This is a genomic window from Salinispora sp. H7-4, from assembly GCF_013416675.1.
Classification (GTDB): Bacteria; Actinomycetota; Actinomycetes; order Mycobacteriales; family Micromonosporaceae; genus Micromonospora; species Micromonospora vitiensis.
This window is the reverse complement of the sequence record NZ_JABZED010000021.1, coordinates 64,422-86,527: the sequence shown is the minus strand read 5'-3', so window position 1 is coordinate 86,527 and position 22,106 is coordinate 64,422. Positions and strand designations below refer to the sequence as shown.

At 70.0% G+C, this 22,106-nt stretch carries 19 protein-coding genes and 2 pseudogenes; 14 read left to right on the top strand and 7 right to left on the bottom strand.

Going from position 1 to position 22,106, the window contains the following annotated elements; translation table 11 throughout:
• Positions 1–6: 6 nt before the first annotated feature.
• Genes H0524_RS13255 through H0524_RS13225 form a run of 7 tightly spaced genes read left to right on the top strand, consistent with a single transcriptional unit; the run spans position 7 to position 10,356 of the window.
• Positions 7–1,629, top strand: coding sequence for a nitroreductase family protein (locus H0524_RS13255; protein ID WP_180198919.1), 1,623 nt, complete (start codon positions 7–9; stop codon positions 1,627–1,629).
• Positions 1,630–1,637: 8 nt separating this feature from the next.
• Positions 1,638–4,457, top strand: a complete 2,820-nt coding sequence (locus H0524_RS13250; RefSeq protein ID WP_180198938.1) for a lantibiotic dehydratase — start codon at positions 1,638–1,640, stop codon at positions 4,455–4,457.
• Positions 4,454–5,521 carry a lantibiotic dehydratase C-terminal domain-containing protein gene (locus H0524_RS13245; RefSeq protein ID WP_180198918.1) on the top strand — a complete coding sequence of 356 codons (1,068 nt, stop codon included), beginning with the start codon at positions 4,454–4,456 and terminating at the stop codon, positions 5,519–5,521. The genes H0524_RS13250 and H0524_RS13245 overlap by 4 nt, the downstream gene beginning before the upstream one ends.
• Positions 5,518–6,714: a peptidase M50 gene (locus H0524_RS13240; protein WP_180198917.1), complete on the top strand. Its 1,197-nt coding sequence runs from the start codon at positions 5,518–5,520 to the stop codon at positions 6,712–6,714. Before H0524_RS13245 ends, H0524_RS13240 begins: the two co-directional genes overlap by 4 nt.
• Positions 6,711–7,637 carry an ABC transporter ATP-binding protein gene (locus H0524_RS13235; RefSeq protein WP_180198916.1) on the top strand — a complete coding sequence of 309 codons (927 nt, stop codon included), beginning with the start codon at positions 6,711–6,713 and terminating at the stop codon, positions 7,635–7,637. The genes H0524_RS13240 and H0524_RS13235 overlap by 4 nt, the downstream gene beginning before the upstream one ends.
• Entirely contained in the window at positions 7,634–8,389 is a 756-nt protein-coding gene (locus H0524_RS13230) for an ABC transporter permease (protein WP_180198915.1), read from the top strand. Before H0524_RS13235 ends, H0524_RS13230 begins: the two co-directional genes overlap by 4 nt.
• Positions 8,386–10,356: a TOMM precursor leader peptide-binding protein gene (locus tag H0524_RS13225; RefSeq protein WP_180198914.1), complete on the top strand. Its 1,971-nt coding sequence runs from the start codon at positions 8,386–8,388 to the stop codon at positions 10,354–10,356. The genes H0524_RS13230 and H0524_RS13225 overlap by 4 nt, the downstream gene beginning before the upstream one ends.
• A 65-nt stretch (positions 10,357–10,421) precedes the next feature.
• Here H0524_RS13225 and H0524_RS13220 read toward each other — a convergent pair whose 3' ends face one another.
• On the bottom strand, positions 10,422–10,847 hold the full coding sequence (locus H0524_RS13220) for a DUF4440 domain-containing protein (RefSeq protein WP_018724834.1): 426 nt from the start codon (positions 10,845–10,847) through the stop codon (positions 10,422–10,424).
• Between the two features lie 114 nt (positions 10,848–10,961).
• On the opposite strand from H0524_RS13220, the gene H0524_RS13215 reads away from it, so the two are divergent.
• A complete protein-coding gene (locus H0524_RS13215) occupies positions 10,962–11,288 on the top strand; it encodes a helix-turn-helix domain-containing protein (protein WP_180198913.1) in 327 nt (108 codons plus the stop codon).
• Between the two features lie 105 nt (positions 11,289–11,393).
• Here the strand turns inward: H0524_RS13215 and tgmC are convergent.
• From tgmC to tgmA, 3 genes and pseudogenes are all read right to left on the bottom strand, one after another.
• A pseudogene (gene tgmC, locus H0524_RS13210) lies at positions 11,394–12,535 on the bottom strand (ATP-grasp peptide maturase system methyltransferase).
• Positions 12,532–13,333: pseudogene (locus H0524_RS24305) on the bottom strand (MvdC/MvdD family ATP grasp protein). The pseudogenes tgmC and H0524_RS24305 overlap by 4 nt, the downstream one beginning before the upstream one ends.
• A 4-nt stretch (positions 13,334–13,337) precedes the next feature.
• Positions 13,338–13,646, bottom strand: coding sequence for a putative ATP-grasp-modified RiPP (gene tgmA / locus H0524_RS13195; protein ID WP_180198937.1), 309 nt, complete (start codon positions 13,644–13,646; stop codon positions 13,338–13,340).
• Between the two features lie 50 nt (positions 13,647–13,696).
• Here tgmA and H0524_RS13190 point away from each other — a divergent pair, with 50 nt between their 5' ends.
• From H0524_RS13190 to H0524_RS13170, 5 genes are all read left to right on the top strand, one after another.
• Positions 13,697–14,932 carry an MFS transporter gene (locus tag H0524_RS13190; RefSeq protein WP_180198911.1) on the top strand — a complete coding sequence of 412 codons (1,236 nt, stop codon included), beginning with the start codon at positions 13,697–13,699 and terminating at the stop codon, positions 14,930–14,932.
• A gap of 13 nt (positions 14,933–14,945) precedes the next feature.
• The gene (locus tag H0524_RS13185) at positions 14,946–15,686 is read left to right on the top strand and encodes a MerR family transcriptional regulator (RefSeq protein WP_180198910.1); all 741 of its coding nucleotides are present in this window, start codon (positions 14,946–14,948) and stop codon (positions 15,684–15,686) included.
• A gap of 503 nt (positions 15,687–16,189) precedes the next feature.
• On the top strand, positions 16,190–17,104 hold the full coding sequence (locus H0524_RS13180) for a serine protease (RefSeq protein ID WP_180198909.1): 915 nt from the start codon (positions 16,190–16,192) through the stop codon (positions 17,102–17,104).
• An 80-nt stretch (positions 17,105–17,184) separates the two neighbouring features.
• Positions 17,185–17,379: a hypothetical protein gene (locus H0524_RS24760; RefSeq protein WP_255435929.1), complete on the top strand. Its 195-nt coding sequence runs from the start codon at positions 17,185–17,187 to the stop codon at positions 17,377–17,379.
• A gap of 258 nt (positions 17,380–17,637) precedes the next feature.
• On the top strand, positions 17,638–18,600 hold the full coding sequence (locus tag H0524_RS13170) for a trypsin-like serine protease (RefSeq protein ID WP_180198908.1): 963 nt from the start codon (positions 17,638–17,640) through the stop codon (positions 18,598–18,600).
• Positions 18,601–18,664: 64 nt separating this feature from the next.
• Here H0524_RS13170 and H0524_RS13165 read toward each other — a convergent pair whose 3' ends face one another.
• A complete protein-coding gene (locus H0524_RS13165) occupies positions 18,665–18,841 on the bottom strand; it encodes a thiazolylpeptide-type bacteriocin (RefSeq protein WP_018215603.1) in 177 nt (58 codons plus the stop codon).
• Between the two features lie 152 nt (positions 18,842–18,993).
• Here H0524_RS13165 and H0524_RS13160 point away from each other — a divergent pair, with 152 nt between their 5' ends.
• A complete protein-coding gene (locus tag H0524_RS13160) occupies positions 18,994–20,274 on the top strand; it encodes an amidohydrolase (protein WP_180198907.1) in 1,281 nt (426 codons plus the stop codon).
• A 13-nt stretch (positions 20,275–20,287) separates the two neighbouring features.
• Here H0524_RS13160 and H0524_RS13155 read toward each other — a convergent pair whose 3' ends face one another.
• Positions 20,288–21,835 (bottom strand): Ig-like domain repeat protein, encoded by a 1,548-nt coding sequence (locus tag H0524_RS13155; protein WP_180198906.1) that lies wholly within the window; start codon positions 21,833–21,835, stop codon positions 20,288–20,290.
• Between the two features lie 118 nt (positions 21,836–21,953).
• Positions 21,954–22,082, bottom strand: a complete 129-nt coding sequence (locus tag H0524_RS24755) for a hypothetical protein (protein WP_255435928.1) — start codon at positions 22,080–22,082, stop codon at positions 21,954–21,956.
• Positions 22,083–22,106: the final 24 nt, after the last annotated feature.

Sequence of the window (22,106 nt, the reverse complement as noted above, 5' to 3'; positions counted from 1 at the left end):
GCCGCCATGACGTCCGAGAACCCCGGCCTCGCCCACGCGTACGCGACCGCGATCCTGCATCGCAGCCGTGAACCGATGCCTCCGGCCGACTTCGCGCCGAACTGGGCCGACGCACCCCGCCGCGGCAAGTACTACCCGCAGGCGACCGCCTTCGGGCTGCCCGCCCCGGCCAGCGCCGACGCCGACCTGGACACCGCGCTGCGGGGCCCCGGCGACGCCGACGAGCCGTTCACGCTGCCGCTGCTGGCCGGCCTGCTCCACCACTCGTACGGGCTGCTCGGACGGCGGCTCGGCATCCAGGCCAACTCCGATCTGGGGGTGCTGCCGTCGTACGCGTACGCCAACTGGCACCGAGGCGCCGCCTCCGGTGGAGGTCTCTACCCGTGCAGCGTCTACTGGGTCGCCGGGCCCGGAGCCGGAGTCACCCCGGGCGTCTACTACTACGCGCACGCCCGGCACGCGATGCAGCGGCTGCTCGGCGGCGACGTCAGCGCCCGGGTGAACGCGGCGGTCGCCCCGCCCCGCCCCGCCAGCCAGTTTCTGATCGTCGGGGTGAAGTACTGGCAGAACGCCTTCAAGTACAACAACTTCTCGTACCACGTGGTGTCGATGGACCTGGGTACCCTGCTGCAGTCGTGGCGGCTCTGGGCCGGCGCCCAGGGCCGGCAGATCCGACCCGTGCTCTGGTTCGACCAGGCGGCCGTCGCCGACCTGCTCGGGCTCACCCCCGACGACGAGACGCTCTTCGCCGCCGTACCCCTGACCTGGGCCGCGCCCCCGCCAGCCGCCTCCACGCCCGTCGCCTCCACGCCCGTCGCCTCCGCCGGTCGTGGGGAGCCGCCCACGGTCCGGGTACGGCACCACGACCAGGAGCGGTCGCGGACGCTACTCCACTTCGACGCCCTACGGCGGGTCAGCCGCAGCACCGCCGCGTCGGTTGACCGGCCCGCCACCGGGGCGTTGGCATCCGCCGCCGCCCACCCGGTGCCGCCGGGCGGAACCCGCCGGCCACTGCCCGCCGCCGCGCCGCTGACGCTGCCGGTGGCGGCCGCCCTCACCGCCCGCCGCAGTAGCTTCGGCCGGTTTCTACGGAACCGCCCCCTGGCGGCGGCGCACCTCGCCGCGCTGCTGAAGGCCACCGCCGCCAGCACCGTGCCATCCGAGATCGACGGTCCGGCCGACCGGCCGCTGGCTCGGATCTACGCCTTCGTCAACGCCGTGGCCGCCGTGCCCGCCGGAGGGTACGCGTACGACCCGCAGGAGCACAGCCTCGTCGCCATCACCAGTGGCCCACCCGGGGCGTTCCTGCAACGCAACTACACCCTGGCCAACTACAACCTGGAGCAGGCGGCGGTCGTCCTCGTCGCGACGGTGCGCACGCACGCGGTGCTCGACGCCACCGGCGACCGCGGCTACAACCTCGCCAACGCCACCATCGGCGCGATGGCCCAGACCTTCTACACCGTCGCCGCCGCGCTTGGTCTCGGGGCGGGGGTCGCCCTGGGCTTCGACGGCGTCTCCTACGTCAAGGAGCTGGGACTCACCGGCAGCGACGAGTTCCCGCTGCTCATCATGCTCGCCGGCGAGGAGCGCGGGCAGCTCGGCAACTACCGATACGAGCTGCGGTGAGGCAGGCCGTGCCAGCGCCGGGCCCGCTACCGGACGTGGCCGCCCCCGCCCCCGCCGGCTGGCGTACCGGTGCGTACTTCACCGCCCGGGTCGCCGGTCTTCCCCTCTCGACGGTCGACCTGCTCCGCTCCCCGGCAGCCTGCAGCTGGGCCGACCAGGCGCTGGCCCTGGAGCGTGCGCTGCGCACCGACGGGGCGCAGCTCAGCCAACTCCTGTACGAGCTGGTCAGCGACAATGAGGACGAGTCGGTCCGCCGACGGCTGCTGACACTGCGCCGACAGGTCTTCAACAACACCCTGCCGGCCGCCCCCGGGCCGGCGCTCGCCGCGGTCGAGCAGACCCGAGCGGCGGCCCTGCCGGTCGTTCAGCGCTGGCTCCGGCGACGTGCGGAGCTCGCCCGGCACCAGGACGAGGGCAGCGCGATCCTCGCCGCCGACGTCGCCCAGGCCCGCGCCGAGCTGTGGCGGCTTGCCGACGAGCCACGCCTGCGCGGCGGGCTCCAGCTCGCCTCACCGACCCTCGACGAACAGCTCGCCGCCGGGAGCACACCGGAGCTGACCCGGCCGGCGAACAAACGGACCCGCCGCGTCGAGCGTTCGCTGCTGTCCTACCTGTATCGCACCGCCGGCAAGACCAGCCCGTTCAGCACCTTCACCGCGGTCGCCCTCGGCCGCTTCACCGACACTGGATCCCAGCTCGAGTTCCCCGTCAACGAGCAGTGGCACCAGCACGTACGCCTCAACGTCGTCCTGGTCGCCCGGCTCGCCGAGCTGGTCACCGCCGACCCGCGGCGGCGCGGCGACCTGATGGTGGAGTTGAGCCCGGGGTGGCGCCGCGACGCGGACCGGATCCGCTACGTGCGGCACTGGGTCACCGCCGGCGACGACAGCGCCACGGTCAGCTTCGACTCGGTCCGCGACGGTCTCTTCTTCCTCCGCCGCAGCGGCATCCTGGACGGGCTCACCGCCCTGTTGCAGCAGCGCGGCACGATGCGCTGCGCCGAGCTGGTGGACCGGCTCTGCCGGGACACCGGGGCCGACCGGCCCGATGGCGAGACCTACCTGTCGACGCTGCTGGAGTTGGGAATGCTGCGGCTGGTCGGCCTGGACACCGAGGTGCACGCCACCGACCCGATCCGCGCCCTCGCCGACACGCTGGGGCAGCTGGACCGGCCGTGGGCCGGACAGCTCGTCAACCAACTCCACGAGATCGTGCAGCTGGTCGACGCCTACCGGCAGGGCGACCTCGGTCGGCGTCGCGACCTGCGGCACCGACTGCGGACCGCGGTACGCGCGGTGATGCGCTCTCTCGGCGAGGAGAACCCGACCCTGCCGCAGACGCTGCTGTACGAGGACAGCCGGGTGGCCGGTGAACCGGTCGCCATCGCGGCCCCGCCCTGGCAGCGGTTGGTCGGCGCGGACCTCGCCGCCGTGGAACGGATCCTGCCCGCCTTCGACCAGAACCTGCCGCACCGGATCATGTTCCACGGCTTCTTCCTGGCCCGCTTCGGTGTCGGCGGCCGCTGCGACGACCTGCTGCGGCTCGTCGAGGACTTCCACGACGACCTCTACGACCAGTACTCGTCGTACACGGCGGGGCGCCGCCCGTTCGCCGCGGACGGTAGCTACACGCCAGAGGAGAACTGGCTGGGCCGGCCCGAGATGTCCGCGCTCGACCAGGCCCGACAGCTCTTCGCCAAGCGGGTGGCAGCGCGCGCCGACGCCGACCCCCGGTGCACCGAGCTGTCCCTGCCCGTCGAGCTGTTCGACGAGGTGGGCGCGCTGCTCGGCGCCACCGCCCACCAGGTACACCCGATGGGGCACTTCGTCCAGCTGGCCCTCCGCGAGCCCGACCCGCTGCTGGTGCTCAACCAGTCCTTCGGCGGGCTCTCCTTCCCGTTCAGCCGGTTCACCCACTGCTTCGACGCCGACACCCCCACCCTCGCCGAACGGTTACGGGCCCAGACGGCGGAGCTCACCCCACCGGGCGTGGTCTTCGCCGAGCTGACCGGGGGAGCGGCCACCACCAACCTGAACCTGCACGCCCGGCTCACCGACCACGTGATCGTGTGTCCCGGCGAAACCAGCACCGTCCCGGTCGACCGGCAGCTCACCCTCGACGACCTCTACCTGGCCCACGATCCGGAGACCGACCGGGTCGTCCTGCGCTCGACCCGCCTCGACAAGGAGGTCGTCGCCGTGTACCTGGGCTACCTGGTGCCGATGGCGTTGCCGCAGATCCCGCGTACCCTGCTGCTGCTCTCGCCGGCGTCGCTGGTGCGGCTCGACGTGTGGCGCGGGGTGCCGGCGGCAACCAGCGACGGTGTTACCGTCCGGCCCCGGCTGCGCCTCGGCAACATCGTGCTCAGCCGCCGAAGCTGGTCGGCGCCGGTCCGCGAGATTCCCGACGCGGGTGACCCCGGCACCGACCCGGCGGCGTTCCTGGCCTGGCGTCGGTGGCGGGCCCGGCACGGCCTGCCCGAGCAGGTGTTCGCCACCATCTACCCGGCCCAGTCCGGTCCGCGCACGGCCAACCCGAAGCCGCAGTACGTCGACTTCGGTAGCGCGCTGTCGCTGCAGGCCCTGCGCGCCGCGCTGGCTGATCCGGACGACCGGGTCGTGCTGCGCGAGTTGCTGCCCGCCGCGAGCGAACTGGCTGCCCACAGCGTGCTCGGTGGACACGTCAGCGAGCTGGCCGTGGAGACCTTCCGCGGCCACGCGGAGACCTCTCGTGCCGACGCGGAGACCTCTCGTGCCGACGCGGAGACCTTCCGCTTTCCCGCGCGGCAGACCGTCGCCGCACCACGATCCGGAGGTAGCAGCCGATGACCGCGTCCGCCGCCGCGCCCACCGACGTCGGGGAGACCGCCGCCCGGCGAGGAGAGTGGATCTCGCTGCACATCTTCTACGCGGCCAACCCGCAACCGTTGCTGGTGGACTGCGTGGCGCCGCTCATCCGGGAACTCACCGAAGCGGAGCTGCTCGCCGGCCACTTCTTCATCAACTACTGGCTGGAGGGGCCACACGTGCGGCTGCGGCTACGGCCGCGTACCCCCGCCGACGCGCCGGCCGTGCGGGCGCGCGCCGAGGCGGCGGTCAGCCGGTTCCTCACCACCCGCCCCGCGCTGTACGCGATGGGCACCGGCTACCTGCGGGAGCTCTACGACATCCTCTTCGCGCTGGAGTTCCCCGACGGGCGGCCGGCGGAGCTGGTCGACGCCGCCGGACAGATGCTGCTCAGCCCCAACAACTCATACAGCTACCGGCCCTACGCACCGGAGTACGGCAAGTACGGCGGGCCGGCGGGCATCGAGGTCGCCGAGTGGCACTTCCAGCACTCCAGCGACACCGTGCTGCACGCCATCTCGTCGATGAACCTGCACCTGCGCCCGGTGCTGCTGGGCGCCGCCGCGCAGCTGATGACGGTGCACGCCGGCACCTTCCTGCCTGACCGGGAGCAGCTGGTGGACTTCCTCGACCGGTACCACCACTACTGGCATCAGGCCTTCGCCGGCACCAACCTCATCGGCATCGACGAGTACACCCGAATGTACGACAGCGTCGCCGGTGCGCTCGGCCGTCGCGTACGGCAGATTCTCACCCTCGTCGGGCGAGGCGAGACACAGCGACTCCCCGGCCTCCTGCGCGGGTGGGCCGAGCACACGGCCCAGCTCCGCGAGAAGGTGCTCGCCCTGGCCACCTCCGGCGAGCTGACGGTCAGCGCGTGGAGCGGCGACGACCGGGTCATCACCGACCCGGGGGAGGCCCTCCCGTTCCTGCTATCGCCGTACCTGCACATGACCAACAACCGGCTGCACGCCACCATCCGCGACGAGGCGTACCTCTCCTATCTGCTCGCCCGGGTGCTGCGGGAGTCGGCGGTGTCGTCGTGACGCCTCCGGGCCTGCTGGCCAAACGCCCCCGGCTGCGCGAAGACCTGATCTTCTCGCGGCCCCTGCAGCGCGGCCCCGACACGGTCTATCTGCTCAAGGACCGGCGCTCCGGCCGGGCGTTCGAGATCCCGCCGAAGGAGCAGTTCCTGCTCCGCCGCCTCGACGGCGTCCGATCCCTCGGCGAGGTCGGCACCGAGTACGCCGACGAGTACGGTCGCCGCCTCGGCGACGCGCACTGGACCCGGCTGCTGTGGCTCCTCCACGAGCGGGACCTGCTGGCCGTACCCCCCGCCGGCCCGGCCCCGGCGCCGGGCGACGGCGAGCGGGCGACGGCCGACCCGGGACGCTCCGGCGCGCTGGGATGGTGGGCGCACCGGCTGCGGTTCCTGCTGCGCCCGGCGGTCTTCGCGCTGGTCGCCGTCCTCGTCGTCGCGCTGCTCGTGCTGGTCGGGCTGCGGCTCGGTCCGCTCTGGCAGACCGCCCGCCCGGCCTTCACCGACCCGGTCAGCCTGGTGGCGCTGGTGTTGCTCGCCTGGTCGAGCGCGGCCCTGCACGAGTTCGCGCACGGGGTGGTAGCCGTCCACTTCGGTGCCACCGTCAACCGGATCAACCTGGTCACCCTCACCTGCCGGGTCGAGGACTACCTCTACCTGCCGCGTCGGTCCCAGCAGGTGCTGATCGCGTCGGCCGGTGCGGTAGCCAACGGGCTGGTCCTGCTGCTCGCCGGCGCCGCCCTCATCGTGCTGCCCGGCGCCTTCGCCGACCGGCTACTCAGCGCGTTCGTGCTGGTCGGGGCGGCCCAGACGTTGGTCAACGTCATCGCCCTGCCTCCACTGGACGGCTACAAGGTCCTCAGTCACCTGCTGGACCAGCTGGACCTGGCCCCCGAGAGCCGCCGCTACCTGGCGACCCTTCCCCGGCGCCTGCTGCGCCGGCCCAGCCGCCGTTACCCACGACGGGCCGCGGTCTGCCTCGGGCTCTTTGGCGCCGGGTGGCTGCTGGCGAGCGCCGCCGCCGCCAGTTTGGTGATCGTCTACCTGGGCGCCCTGCTTCGGCCTTCCCTCGGCGCGCTCGCCTACGTTCTGCCGGCCGCCATCGTCGGTCTGACCGTCGCCGGCTGGCTGGCCCGACCCGGTCGGCCCCGCCCGGCGGACCGGATTCCCGCACCACCAACCAGTGAGAACAACCAGTGAAAGGCGAGCCGATGTCATCCATCGACAGTCCGGCGATCGTGCTGGACGCCGTGAGTAAATCGTATGGCGAGGTGCGGGCGGCCGATGAGGTCTCCATCTCGATCGGCCGCGGCGAGTTCTTCGGCCTACTCGGCCCCAACGGTGCCGGCAAGACCACCCTCATCGAGATGATTGAGGGGCTGCGCCTCCCCGACACCGGCACCATCACCGTGCTGGGCATGGCACCAGCGCCGCGCAACCTCGACCTGCTGCCCCGGATCGGCGTGCAGACCCAGCGCTCGGCCTTCTTCACCCGGCTGACCGCCCGCGAGCACCTGGTGACCGTCGCCGCCCTCTACGGCCTCCCGCCAGCCACCGCCGAGAAGGCGCTGGACCTGGTCGGGCTGACCGATTCCGGGGACGTCCGGGTCACCAAGATCTCCGGCGGTCAGCGCCAGCGCCTCGCCATCGCCTCCACGCTCGTCCACGACCCCGAGGTGGTATTCCTGGACGAACCCACCGCCGCGCTGGACCCGGAGGCCCGCCGCGACCTGGGCCAGATGCTGCGCCACCTGAAGGCGATCGGCAAGACCATCGTCTACACCACCCACCACCTGGACGAGGCGCAGACCCTCTGCGACCGGGTCGCGATCCTCTCCGCCGGGCGCGTCCTCGCGCTCGACAGCCCCCGCGAGCTGATCGCCCGCTCCGGCATCGGTACCCGACTGGTCGTCCCCGCCGGCCGGCTCAGCCCGGAACAGGCCGGCACCCTCGACGGCGTCAACGGGGTCGCCGTCGAGGACGGCATGCTCGTGCTGCGGACCGCGCACACGGCCCGGGTGCTCGCCGCCCTCGACGGTGAAGCCGATCTGGACGACGTGGAGACCCGGCCGGCCACCCTGGAAGAGGTCTACCTCGAGCTGATCGGAGCGCCGCAGGCATGAGCGCATACGCCGCACTCTCCCGAGCCGTCTACAAGGCGGCCGTCCGGGACGCCACGACGGTCTTCTTCACCTTCGCCTTTCCGCTGATCTTCCTGGTCATCTTCGCGCTGATCTTCCGCAACCAGGAGGTCGCCGACACCGGCCGCGGATACGTCGACTACATCGCCCCGGGCGTACTCTCCTGGGGCCTGGCCAACGCCGCCCTCTTCGGCGTCGCCTTCACCCTGATGCAGTGGCGCAACGACGACCTGCTGCGGATCATCCGACTCTCCCCAACCAGCATCTGGTCGGTGATCGGCTCCCGCTACGTGGTCGCGTTGGGCATCGGGGCGGCACAGTGCGTGCTCTTCGTCGGCGTCGCCATGCTGCCGGTCTTCGGCATGCGCCCGGACCAGACCTGGCCGCTCGCCATCCCGATCATGCTGCTCGCGGTGACCGCCTTCCTCGCCCTCGGCCTGATCGTCGGATCCGCGGCCAACACCCCGGAGGCGGTCGCCGCGATCGCCAACTGCGTCGTGGTGCCGATGGCCTTCCTCTCCGGCTCGTTCTACCCGCTCGAACTGATGCCGGACTGGCTACAGGAGGTCTCCCGGATACTGCCGATGCGCTACGTCAACGACGGCATCACGTACGCCTTCACCGGCTTCGGCACCATGACCGACTACCTGGTCTCGTGCGCCGCACTGGTCGTCTTCACCGCCGTGTTCGCTGTCGTCGGAGTGCGGACCTTCCGCTGGAGCAACGACTCATGACCGGCACCGCGGCGGCAGCGCACCCCACCCCCCTCGCCGCCGCCGCGGCCCAACTCCGACAGCACCTGCGCCACCGTTGGCTGGCCCAGCCGACCGGTGCCGCCGACGCCCCGAGGGCCCGGCGAGCCGGAGGGGCGCCGCGGGTGGTGACGCTGGGCGACGCCCCCGCGCCCGCCGTGGCCGACCCGGACCGGTGCGCCGCCACCGTGCACCTCACCGCCGCCACCGTGCTGATCGGACCCTTCGGTGGCACGGCCGGCCGGGCCTGCGGGCACTGCCTGGCCATCCGGTGGCAGCGGCTGCGCAGCCGCAGCCAACGCGACGCCCTGGAGGTCGGTGACCGGACAACCGCGGTCGGCCCGTGGCCGCAGCTGACCGGCTACCAGCTCGACGCCGCCTGGGAGCTATACCGCGTCAGCCACACCGGCCCACCACTGCCGCCGCCACCAAGCTGGGACCGGCACAGCATCCCGCTGCCCCGGGTCAGCCAGCTCGACCTGGCCAGCCTGCGGGTCCGCACCTACCCGCTGCTGGCCGAGCCGTGCTGCCCCAGCTGCGCCTCGCAACGACCCGACAGCCCCGAGCGCCCCGGCCCGCTGGTGCTCGCGCGCCGACCCCGGCCCAAGCCGCGCCCCGACACGTACCGGCTGCATACCCCCGACGACTATCCGCTGCCAGCGGCCGCGCTGGTCAACCCGGTCTGCGGCGCACTCGGTGCGGGTACCGCGCTCACCATCACGTCACCGACCACCGCACCGGTGACCGGCAGCGTCTTCATCCGCGGCTACGGCGGACTGCTGGACGTCTCCTGGAGCGGCCAGTCCAGCGGCTACGACGCGAGCCGCGCGCTGGCCCACCTCGAAGGGCTGGAGCGCTACGCGGGGACCCATCGACGGCGTAACGTCACCCCGGTCCTCGCCGCCTACGCCGATCTCGGCCCGGAGGCGTTGCACCCGGACCGTTGCGGCCGGCACCCCGACGAGGTGTATGACACCGACCCGATCCTGCGCCGATTCGACCCACAACGACCGATCCCCTGGGTGTGGGGCCAGAACCTGCACACCGGCAGGCCCGTACTGGTGCCGCGCCGGCTGTGCTTCTACAGCTCGCCCGCCGCCGACGACACCTTCGTCCTCTCCTCCTCCAGCGGCTGCGCCACCGGCAGCTGCCTGGCCGAGGCCGTCCTGTTCGGCCTGTTGGAGCTGATCGAGCGGGACGCGTTCCTGCTCGCCTGGTACGGCAACCTGGCCCTGCCCCGGATCGACCTCGACACCTGCCCGCCGGTCGTGCGTGCGATGGTCGACCGGGCCGAGCTGCAGGGCTACCGGCTCTACGCCTTCGACAACCGGATCGACCTCGACGTACCCGTGGTCACCAGCCTCGCCGTCCGCCACGACGGCGGCCCCGGCCTGCTGTCCTTCGCCGCCGCCGCCCACCTCGACCCGCGGCAGGCGGTCACCGGCGCGCTCGCCGAGGCGCTCACCTACATCCCGCACCAGCCCACCACCGTGCGCCGGCGCCGGGCCGAGCTGGAACGGATGGCCGACGACTACACCCTCGTCCGCCGGCTGCCCGACCACGCGGCGCTCTTCGGCCTACCCCGGATGGCGGGGCACGCCGGAAGCTACCTCGACGACCGTGGCACGCTCCCCGTCGCGCAGCTCTTCGCCGGCTACCGACCCCCCGGCACGCCGGATCTCCGCGACGACCTGCGCCGGGTGCTCGACCTGCTGGCTGCGCGCGGACTTGAGGCGATCATGGTGGACCAGACCACACCAGAACAGGAGGCGGTCGGACTCCGCTCGGTCTGCACGATCGTGCCCGGCCTGCTTCCGATCGACTTCGGCTGGATCCGGCAGCGGGCTCCGCACCAGCCGCGGCTACGGACCGCGCCCGCGGTGGCGGGCCTCACCGACGCCGAACTGACCGACATCGACCTCCGCCTGGTGCCGCACCCCTTCCCGTAACGGCCACGGCGCACCCGTCAGAAAGCGACCGCTCGTGCCGACCTTTCGACGTTTCACTGCCACAACTATTGTGGATCATTCGACCTCTCGGTGCCGAACGGGTTGTCGATGACGTACCGCCAGCAGCCGTCCGGTCCTCGCCGTGCCACGTCGGTAGCCGTGCCCTCCAGGTGCACATGCTTCCCGTCGGGGCCCTGGCCGTCTATGGTCCAGTCGACGATCAACAGGGCGATGTCGTCGGCTACGTACACATGCCGTGGGCGAACGTCGATTGGTAGCCCCAGGCCGAGGAATTGTTGATTGGCCGCAGCCCGGGCGGCGCCGGTGACAGGTTGGCCCGGCGTGGCGACAAAGACGCCGTCCGGTTCGTAAACCTGCTCAACAGCACCGACGTCCCCGGAGTTGAAGGCTCGAGCGAAGACCAGCGGGTGTTGGCTGGCATTGTCGGTGAGAGCGACAATGACAGGGTGGTTGGTGGAGTCAGTTGGCATACGGTCAGTCAAACCGAGCCCGTCGCAGGTAACCAAACGGTGAGCAACGGCTGGGATCGTGACCTCGTTCTAGACACCCGAGGTGAAACAAGACATCCGGAGCCGACCTGCCCGGTGGAGGTGGCCCTCGCTGCCGTCGCCGGCCGATGGACGACGCTGCTCCTACGAGAACTGATGCACGGGCCCCGTTCCTTCAGTCAGCTTCGGGTCGCACTGCCCAGGCTGAGCGCAAAGGTCTTGAGTGAGCGGCTCGCCACGCTGACGCGGGCCGACCTGGTCGAGTGCGAGCGCCAAAAGGGCTTCCCCTCTCATGTCATCTACCAACTCACCCCAGTCGGCCGGACCCTCAAGCCACTCCTGATCGAGCTGTACCGGACTGGCGACGCGCTCCTCCGGGAGAGGGCGGCCTGGGGTAATCGGTCCGTTTCAGGGCGAGGGTGAACACTCCGGGGTCCGTCCTCGGCCAGGGCGTGGCGGTTGACCATGCGCTTGAATTCGCGCGGACCCGGCCGAAAGATCTTCAACCGGCGCAAGTAAGAGATAATCTCAAACGATCTCGGTGGGGTCGGTGAGCCAGACCTGCTGCCCGACGGGGGTGACGGTCACACCGATGTGCGGGCGGTGGGGTTTGCCATGCGCGCTCCACCGGCTGTAGAGGTCCTCCACCGCGGTCCACAGCCGCCGTGGGCCGCCCTGTTCCACCATGCGGGTGGAGATGTCGTGGTACGCCCACGAACCATCCGGGTGGACGAGCCACTGCACCGGGCCGTCCGGGCGGTCGATGTCGAGGCGGGCCACACCCGGCAAGTGCAGCGCCACCAGCGCGGTCCACGCCTCGCCGTCGTCGGCCAGCGGGCCGGGTAGGTGGGTCTCGTGCCGGTCCCCGGTGGCCTGGGAAGCGGCGCGGACGAGCGCCGAGGTTCGCACGGTGGGGCAGGAGCGCAGCGGCATGAACGAGCCGAGTCGTCGAGCAGGTGCCCGCTGGCCGCGCCGGTCTCGTCCACGGTCAGCCGCAGCAGCAGCCCACCGCCGATCTCGCGGTGCAGGCTGGTCAGGATCACCCCGCCGGGGCGGGTCTGTGCGAGCCAGCCCGCCGGCACCTGTGGCACCGAACAGGCGGCGATGATCCGGTCGTACGGGGCGTTGCCGGGGTGACCTGCCGCGCCGTCGGTGGCGGCCACCGTGGGGGCGTAGCCGACAGCGGCCAACGACCGCCGCGCCCGCCGCACCAGCCCGGCATCGATATCGACGGTGGTGACCAGCGGCGAGCCGAGCCGGTGCGCGAGGAGTGCCGCGTTGTACCCGGTGCCGGTGCCGACCTCCAACACCCGGTGCCCGTCGGTCACGTCGAGTGCGTCCAGCATGACCGCCATGAGAGCCGGTTGGGTGCTGGAGCAGGTCGGCACGCCGTCGATCGGGCCGTGGCGCCGGGACTCGTCCCAGCGGGCGTCGTCGCCGTCGAGTTGGGTGGGGAGCACGCGGTCGGAGTAGATCAGCTCCAGCGCCCCTGGATCGTTCGCGTCGACCGCTTCATACCGGCTGCGGTCCGGGGTCTGGCGGAAGAAGCGGGGCAGGAACAGGTGGCGGGGCACAGCGGCAAAAGCCGCCCGCCACGCCTCGGTGAGCCGGCCGTGGCCGGTCAGCTCGTGCACGAGCCGGTTGCGCGTCCGTTCGGCGGTGGCCGTCATCGTGTCTCCTTGGTCAGAGCATCGGCTATCGCGGCGGAGATGGGCAGCCCGGTGGCGTCTTGCAGCCACGCCCACTGCCCATTTGGGTTGATCTCCAGGAAAATCCATTCGTCCTGCGGGGTAGGCGTACAGCGAAGTACACCTTGTCAACGACTGTCAGCCGCACCTCGTATGCCTTCTCCACCTGCTGTTGGAACAGGTGCGCGGTCCCGGAAACCGTGTGGTCTATTTCCTCGGCGTGCACCCGGTTGGTGTAGACCAGCTTTGCGGTGCCGGCCTCGGTTAGCACACCGGAGCCGAGCGGTTTGACGACCGCGCCGTCGTGCTCGCGCACGAATCGCTCGGCCGCCGCCGGCTCATTCGTGATCAATGTCGGGGGCACGGACAGCCCGGCCGAGCCAGCGGCGGCGAGCTGGGACGGCTTGTACTCGGCGCGGGCGATGTCATGTGGGTGGTTGAGCCACCTTGGGTGCGCGGCGAGCACCCGCCCAGGCCCATGCGGGCCTCGCGGGCAGCCCAGCGGCGTTCTTCGTCGGTCAGGTGCGCCGGAAGCGCGAACGCCGTCGGGCGCCGGTAGTAGGCGCACCCGAGGTTGTGCAGCAGGGTGCGGCGGCTGGGGAGGCGAAGGCTGCCGCGCCAGCCTTCGCCCCACCGCGCGACGAGCGTCAACCGCTGCGGGAAGTCGCCGGGGTCGCACCGGAACACCGGCACGTCCCGTGCTGCCAGCTCCGCCACCACATAGTCGGCGGTTACGTCGTACGGCTGGGTCAGCACCAACACCGTGCGCTCGTCGCCCACCGGTTCAGTCCTCGGTGTGGTCGGTGTCGGAATCCATGCTCTCGTGCCCGTCCGAGGTCCGGGTGCTGGTTGCCCCGGTCGAGTGCTTGCCCAGGACCGGGGTTCCCGTGGGGTCGACCGACAGCTGTCGGTCCGGGTCGTAGCGAACCGTGGTCAGGTTCACCGGGATCGGCCGTGCTGGCACGGTGGCGAAGCGGAGCGCGAACGGACGCCGGTCGGTGGGGCTCGGCTGCACGTCGTCGTCGCTGCCAACAGCATCCAGCGGGCGACCCAGGGGAATTGGTTGATCGGGGCAGCGCCACACTTCCCCGATGGACGCCGTGGAGTTGACCCCGACGCAGCGTCATGGTTTGCGATGGTCGTATGAGCAAGGTGTCGTGGGCCTATTTGGCCTCCTACGTCCTATCCATGCTGGGTAACTCCATTGCTGGGGTGGTTCTGCCGTTGCTGGTTCTGCAGACCACCGGCAGTGTGCTCGCCACCGGTGCGGTCGCCGTCGCCTCGGCGCTGCCCGCAGCCGTCGCGGGGCTGGTCATGGGCGTGGTGATCGACCGGATCAACCGGCGTACGGCCGCCGTACTCACCGATGTGATCTCCGCGCTCTCGATTGCCGCGCTGCCCGTGGTCGACGCTGCCGTCGGGCTCGCGCTCGGCTGGTTCGTGCTGTTCGCGGTGATTGGCTCGTTCGGCGACGTGCCGGGACTGACCGCCCGGGAAGCGATGATCCCGGGCGTCATCCGGATCGGGCGGACGAGCGCCGAGCGGTTGCTGGGACTACGCGAGGCGCTCGGCGCAATGGTCATGCTGATCGGGCCGGCGCTCGGGGCGGTGCTGGTCGCGGCGTTCGACGGAGTCGCCGTGCTGTGGGTGACCGCGGCGACCTCGGCCTCGGCCGCGGCGGTCACGATGCTCATCCCGCGCGAGGCCGGCGTGGTCCCGGCTGCGGTGATCCCGGCAGACGGGGCCGTGCCGCAGCGGGTGGTGCTGCGCGACGGCTGGCATACCCTGCGCCGTTCGCCGTTCCTGCTGACCACCACCCTGATCAGTGCCGGCCTGGTGGTGGTTCTGGCCGGCTTCCAGGCGCTGGTCCTGCCGGTATACTTCACCCTGCAGCAGCGGCCTGAGCTGCTCGGACTGGTGCTCAGCTCGCTCGCTGTCGGACTGCTGATCGGCGGCGGGACGTACGCCGCGGCGGGCAGCCGGGGTCGGCGGCGTACCTGGTTCCTGACCGGATTGCTGATCATGATTGCCGGCTTCAGCGCTATGGCGACGCTGGCGAGCCCGTGGATCGTGCTCGGCGCTGCGGCCCTGGTCGGGCTCGGCAACGGGCTGTTCGGCAGCCTGATCGGTGTGCTCATGGTCGAGCGAATTCCGGACGCGATGCGCGGTCGGGTGATGAGCCTCCAGAACTCGCTGCTCACCCTCGCCCCGGCACTCGGCATGGGCGGCGCAGCGCTGCTGGTCGCGGAGTTCAGCGCTCGCACCGGCGCGATCGTCCTCGCCCTCATCTGGCTCATCACCGGCGTCGCCGCGATCGGCGCACGGGCACTGCGCGACCTGGATCCAAGGCCGGCACCCGAGGCCGAACTAGTAAGTTGACCTGGAGGAACGGATGAACAGCGGCGAAATCGCCCGGCTGGCCGGAGTCAGCGTCCGCACCCTGCGGCACTACCACCAGGTTGGGGTCCTTCCCGAGCCGGCACGGCGGGCGAACGGCTATCGCGAGTACACGGTGCGCGACCTGGTGCTGCTGCTGCGCATCCGGCGGCTGGCCGAGGTCGGCATCCCCCTGGACGAAATTCCGCCGATACTGGGGGCCGGCGGCCGGGCCCACGCTGTCCTCGACGAGCTCGACCGCGCACTGGCCGACCAGATCGATCGGCTCACCGCCCGCCGCGAGGTGATCGCCCAGCTTCGCGCCGCCGGAGCCGCCGCGGACACGCCGTCGGAACTGGCCGGCCTGCTCGCGAGCATCGGCAGCAGCGGCGGTCCGGACCTGCCGCCAGAGCTACTCAAACACGACCGCGAAGTGATCTTGTTGCTGCACCACCTCCTGGACAACAAGGGCCGGGCCGAGTTGATCGGGCTGCTCCGTCAGGCCACGGCTCCGGACGTGCTGGCGGCCACCACCGCGCTGGCCGCCCGGTTCGCCGCGCTCGGGCCGGACACCGGCGATGAGGAGATCGACCGGCTGGTCGTCGACTACCACCTCGCCTTGGGCCAGCTGAGCGTCGACGGGTGGACGGAGTTGGATCCGCGGACCCGTGCGTTGCTCATGTCGTACCAGGAGATGGCTTTCAACGACGCCCAGCGTGAGCTTCTCGCCCGGCTGGCCAATGTCGATCAGCCGTGAACGACTGCGCGACATGCCCGCCCCAACACCGGGAGGGTAAACGGTCCAGCCGAACCCGACGACGAGGAATCAAACTCCCTCAGTTATCGAGGACATCGGTTCGGCGTATACCGATGACGAGTGGCGCTGCTGTTGCAGGTCTTCGAGGAACGCCCTACATGGTGGGTAGTTGACCTGGACCTCGACGGTTTGGGCGTCGGCGGGGGCGGGAGGTCCGCGGTGGGCGGGGAGACCTCCGCGCTGATCTTGTGTGAGGTCCTGCACCCTTCCCGCGGCGTGACGGGGCCGTACCCACTGTATGGCCAAGGGTGATGAGGGTTTGGGCAGGGCTGAGTGGCAGCGCGGGTAGCGGGGCGTCTGGGAGGCGGCGTCGCAGCCTTCGTCTCCAGATAGGACAAATTGGGCTATGCCAGCCCACAGTGGAGGTTGTTGCGATCTAAATATTCCTATTCGATACGCTGTCGGGGCTTTTGTTCGCGATTGAGCGTGACAGGGAGAAGTGTGTGAAGTCATTCCTGCGGCTGTCCGTGGCGGCCAGCCTGACCCTCGCGCTGATAGCCTCCGGGTCGTCAGGTGCCACGGCTGGGCAGAGTGCGACTGACCTGGCCGAGCCGGTCAGAATTGGTTTCGAAGTCCGTAACGGCCAGCCGGTCACCGCGAGCGGTGAGAAGGTCACTGACTACTGGACCCCGGAGCGGATGGCCGCCGCTGTCCCTATCGCCGGGCCGGCCTCAAATGGGACCTCCGGCGAGCGCGCCGTGGCTAGCGCGGAAGGCTACACGCTTACCGTGGGTAAGATCTTCTATACCCTGCCAGGCGGTGGTGATAGTTGGTGCTCGGCCAGCGCGGTGGACAGCCCAAAGAAGCGACTCGTCCTCACCGCCGCGCACTGCGTGTTGAAGGAGAGTGGGTGGGTCTTCAACATTGCGTTCGTGCCGGGATACGAAAACGGCGAGGCGCCGCTGGGTATGTTCGCCGCCACTAACGTCACGGTCAGCCCTAGCTATATTCACGAGGTCCCAGATTATGGCTTTGACCTGGCCGTCCTTACAATGGCAAATGGTGATGTCGAGGATCGTCCGGTCGGCCGCGTCGTTAACCCCTTCCCGGTTGAATGGAACACGGGCTACGAGCACGACAACGTAACCCCTATTGGCTACCCGCAAAATGTTAATGGCGGCAAGATTCAACATCACTACGAGGAGGTTTCAACCCAAGAAAGTCCCCATGACAACATGATCTGGGGGGACTTTCCTGCATATCATGGTGCCAGTGGTGGCCCCTGGGTCAGGAATTTCAACGGTGACGGCAACGGCACCATCATAAGTATCAACAGCCTCGCCGACGGTCACGGGCCGCACCTTGGCGATGAGCTTAAAGCGGTCTTCGATTGGGCGGAGAATTTCGCGCCCGAATAGGATGCCCGAGCATGTGATGTCGGGCTGCACTTTTCGGATGGCCGACATCCCCAGGGCTCCGGCAAAGTAGCGATATGACCATGGAACGCCCTTCATGGTGGGTAGTTGACGTGGACCTCTACGGCTTTGGCGTCGGTGGGGCGGGAGGTTCGCGGTGGTCGGGGACACCCTTCTCGCTGATCTTGTGGGAGGTCTTGAACGGCCTGTACGACGATCTCGGCCTGGACAGCCTCGGCGATGACGCGTTCGGGCGTTGGTTCTGGCCGGGTAGTTGAGCAGACCAGTAAGGCGGACGCCGTGCGGGGTGCTGACGGAGATAGGGATCGTCTCGCTGCGTCGGGTGGCGTTTGGGCAGGGCTGAGTGGCAGCGCGGGTAGCGGGGCGTCTGGGAGGCGGCGTCGCGGCCTTCGTCTCCAGATAGGACAAATTGGGTTATGTCAGCCCACAGTGGAGGTGTTGCTGCGATCTAAATATTCCTATTCGATACGCTGTCGGCGCTTTTGTTCGCGATTGAGTGTGACAGGGAGAAGTGTGTGAAGTCATTCCTGCGGCTGTCCGTGGCGGCCAGCCTGACCCTCGCGCTGATAGCCTCCGGGTCGTCAGGTGCCACGGCTGGGCAGAGTGCGACTGGCCTGGCCGAGCCGGTCAGAATTGGTTTCGAAGTCCGTAACGGCCAGCCGGTCACCGCGAGCGGTGAGAAGGTCACTGACTATTGGACCCCGGAGCGGATGGCCGCCGCTGTCCCTATCGCCGGGCCGGCCTCAAATGGGACCTCCGACGAGCGCGCCGTGGCTAGCGCGGAAGGCTACACGCTTTCCGTAGGTAATGTCTACCTTACCTCGGCAAGCGGTCGTGATGTTAGGTGCTCGGGGGGCGCGGTGGACAGCCCAAAGAAGCGACTCGTCCTCACCGCCGCGCACTGCGTGCGTGGGGAGGAAGGCTTCGCCTCCAACATTGTGTTCGCGCCGGGTATCCGAGACGGCGTGTCGCCGGTGGGTGAATTCGCCGCCACTAGCGTCGTAGTCAGCCCTAACTGGTATATCGAGGCCCCCGATTTCAACTACGCCTACGACCTGGCCGTTCTCACCATGGCGAACGGTGATGTCGAGGATCGTCCGGTCGGCCGTGTCGTTGAACCCTTCGCGATTGAATGGAACACGGGCTACGAGCACGACAACGTAACCGGGATGGGGTATCCGGGAAATCCCGATGCCGGTGGGAACCAACATCACTACGAAGAGGTTTCAACCGAAAGAGGGGAATGTCCCGACCATTTGGAGGGTGAGTGTGACGTTGACAACATGGTCTTGGGGGACTTTTATTGCTTCTCCGGTTCCAGTGGTGGCCCCTGGGTCAGGAACTTCAACGGTGAGGGCAGCGGCACCATCATATCTGTCATCAGTTTAGGGGCAGAGGGATTTCCTTGTTACGGGCCGTACCTTGACGATGAGCTCAAGGCGGTCTTCGATTGGGCGGAGAGCTTCTCTCCGGAATAGGCCGCCCCGGCATGCGACGTCGGGCCACCCTTTTCCGGATGGCCCGGCGTCGTACTGCCGTTGCTCAGGCCGAGCAACTGGTGGTGGAGGTGGTGCTGCTGCAGGTCGAGGTGGTGGCCGACGAGGAGCAGGAGGCGAGGATCGCCTCGGACGCGTCGGCGTAGTCGGAGATCGCGAAGGTCTCCGACTCCAGCTCCATAATCTCCTCGGCGAGGGCGTTGAGGTCGGTGTCGTGCTCCATGGTGACTCCTCCCGGTCGGTGGCCGGCCGGCTGGTCCGGTCGGCCCACCGCAAGCACACCCCAGGGCGCTTACCGATCGCGTGGTGCCGCTGTCACACATCTCTGTCGCCCGATGTCAGTGGAATGACAGCGGCGTCGGCTTGGCTCACCTCATGGCGTTCGTAGCAGCCGATGCCGCCGATCTGGCCGGCCCGCCGGTCGGCCGGGAGATCGTTGCCGCCGCGGCCCGGCTCTACCGCGACCTGCATGCGCATCCGGAGCTCTCCGGGGCGGAGGAGCGCACCGCAGCCCGCTTCGCGGCTGCGCTACGCGGGGTGGGATACCAGGTCACGACCGGAGTCGGTGGGCATGGCGTGGTCGGCGTCCTCCGCAACGGGGCCGGCCCGACCGTCCTGATCCGGGCAGAGCTCGACGCGCTTCCGGTCGCCGAGGAGACCGGTCTGCCGTACGCCAGCACCGCTACCGGCGTCGCCGCCGACGGCCGGACCGTACCGGTCATGCACGCCTGCGGACACGACCTGCACCTGGCCGCGGCGGCCGGCGCCGCTGCCCACCTGGCCCAGGGCCGGGACGGCTGGCGGGGGACGCTACTGATCCTGGGGCAGCCGGCCGAGGAGACCCTGCACGGGGCGGCGGCCCTGATCGCCGACGGCCTCTACGAGCGGTTCGGCCGACCCGACCTGCTCCTGGCCCAGCATGCCGCACCGCTACCGGCGGGAATGGTCGCCCACGGCGCCGGCGCGATGACAGCCGGCTGTATCACTGTGGACGTCACCCTACCCGGACGGGGCGGGCACGCGGCCACCCCGCATCTCTGTGTGGACCCGGTGGTGCTCGCCGCGAACATCGTCGTGCAGTTGCAGGCGCTGGTAGCCCGCCAGGTCAACCCGGCCGATCAGGTGGCGCTCACCGTCGGAACGCTGCGCGCCGGGCACCATGCGGGAGTCATCGCCGACGAGGCCGCCCTCGGGCTGACGATTCGGGCGTTGCGTGCGCAGACCCTGGACCGGGTGCTGGACAGCGTGACCCGAATCGTCGAGGCCGCCTGTACGGCCGCCGGCAGCCCGCGCGAGCCGACGGTACGTGTCGTTTCGCGTACCCCCGCCTATGTGGGGGATCCGGGGGTGACCGCCCGGGTACGGGACGCTCACGTGGGCGTGTTCGGGTCGGAGCGGGTGGGCTGGTGGCCACCGTCCCTGGCGGCGGAGGATTTTCCGCTGCTGGCCGCCGGGGGGATACCGAGTAGCTACTGGATGCTCGGCACGGTGGGGCCACGACAGTGGCGGAGGGCGCCCGGGGTCAACGCGGCCGAGAAGCTGGGCAACCTGCCGACGAATCACAGCCCGGCCTTCGCTCCCAGCGTCGAGCTGGCGTTGCCGACCGGGGTGACGGCCCTGGTGGCTGCGGCCCGACCGCTGCTCGCCACCGGCTGACCAGCAACCCACGTCAGCGTGGGTGGGGTGTGGATCGGCGTCGGTGGGTTAGCTGGATGAGGATGGCGCCGGTGACGATGAGCAGGCTGGCGGCGCCGATGGTGGTGGGCAGGTCGGGGCCGGTGATGGGGAGGTCGGGATCGTCGGTTGGTGGGTGGATGGTGATGCTGGTGGAGATGGACTCGCTGTCGGGGCAGATGTTGGTGCTGGTGTAGCCGGCGGTGAGGGTGTGGGTGCCGGCGGGCAGAGTGGTGGTGTGGGTGGCGGTGGCACCGGTGGTCAGGGGCTCGGTGGCGAGGGCGGTGGTGTCGGTGCGGAAGGTGACGGTGCCGGTGGGGGGCTCGCTGGTGCAGGTGACGGTGGCGGTGAGGGTGACCTCCTGACCCGCCGTCGGGCTCGGTGGCGTCACCTGCAGCGCGGTGGTGGACGTCGGTGGCGCGGCCAGGGCCAGGCTGTGGCCGAAACCGCCGACGACGGTGGTGCTCACCGGCAGGTCAACCGCCTGGGGAGTGGTGCGGTTGGTGGTGCTCCCGTCGCCCAGCTGGCCATCGTCATTGATGCCCCACGCAAGGGCGGCGCCGGTGGCGGTGACCCCCAGACTGTGGGAGCGGCCAACGGCGATGGCGGTGATCGTGGTGCCGGGGGTAAGGTTGACAGTCACGAATGTGTTGCTGCTGGTGTTGGTGCCGTCGCCGAGCTGACCGTAGAGGTTGTCACCGGCGGCGAGGGCGGTGCCGGCGGAGGTGACTGCCAGGCTGTGGAAGCGGCCGGCGGCGACGGCGGTGAACGCCGTGCCCGTGGGCGGACTTACGGTCACGGGTGTGTTGCTGCTGGTGTTGGTGCCGTCGCCGAGCTGACCATGGACGTTGTCGCCCCAGCTGAGGGCGGTGCCGGCGGAGGTGATCGCCAAGCTGTGGTCCTCGCCGGCGGCGATGGCGGTGACGGTGGTTCCCGGGGGCAGCTTCACCGCCACCGGCTTGGTGGTGTCGTCGGTGGTGCCGTCGCCGAGCTGACCACGGAAGTTGTCGCCCCAGGCGAGGACGGTGCCGGCGGAGGTGATCGCCAGGCTGTGGGAGCGGCCGGCGGCGATGGCGGTAACCGTGCTGCTCGGGGGGAGGCTCACCGCCACGGGAGCGGTGCGGCTGGTTTTGGTCTTGTCGCCCAACTGGCCGAAGCGGTTTCTGCCCCAGCCGAGGACGGTGCCGGTGGACGTCAACGCCAGGCTGTGATTGTCGCCAGTGGCGATGCCGGTGACGGTGGTGCCGGGGGGAAGACTCACGGGAACGGGTGTGCCACGGTCGGCGCGAGTCCCGTCCCCCAGCTGACCGTACAGATTGTCACCCCAGGCGAGGATGGTGTCCGACGCGGCGGTGGACGGTGACAGCGTGTTCTGGGCGGCTGTGGGCGACACGGCGATCGCGGGCGACACGGCGTTCGCGGGCGACACGGCGATCGCCTGCGTCCCTGCTACCGCCGTCGTGAGCAGACACCATCCGGCGATGGCCCATCGCGTCCAGCGCGCGCCGACATCATGGACCGACCACTGGCCGAGTTTCCGCATCGCTCCCACCTTCAAATGGACGAGAGCCGCTAACAGGACAGGCGCTATTGTCGACCAGCTATCCATTCTGTTCGCGGAGAAATGCCGCAGCCACGGTGACCAAGACTGATGGCTGAGGTCAGGGCCGGGCGCCGGAGTCGCGGCGGATCACGCTGCCCCGCACGATGATCTCCAACACCGGAGTGGCCGGCGGGAAGACCGCCTCCAGCCGACCACGACAGCCGCTCCCCGACGACGGCTGCGTCATGCCGGTGAGCGCGGCCAACGCTGT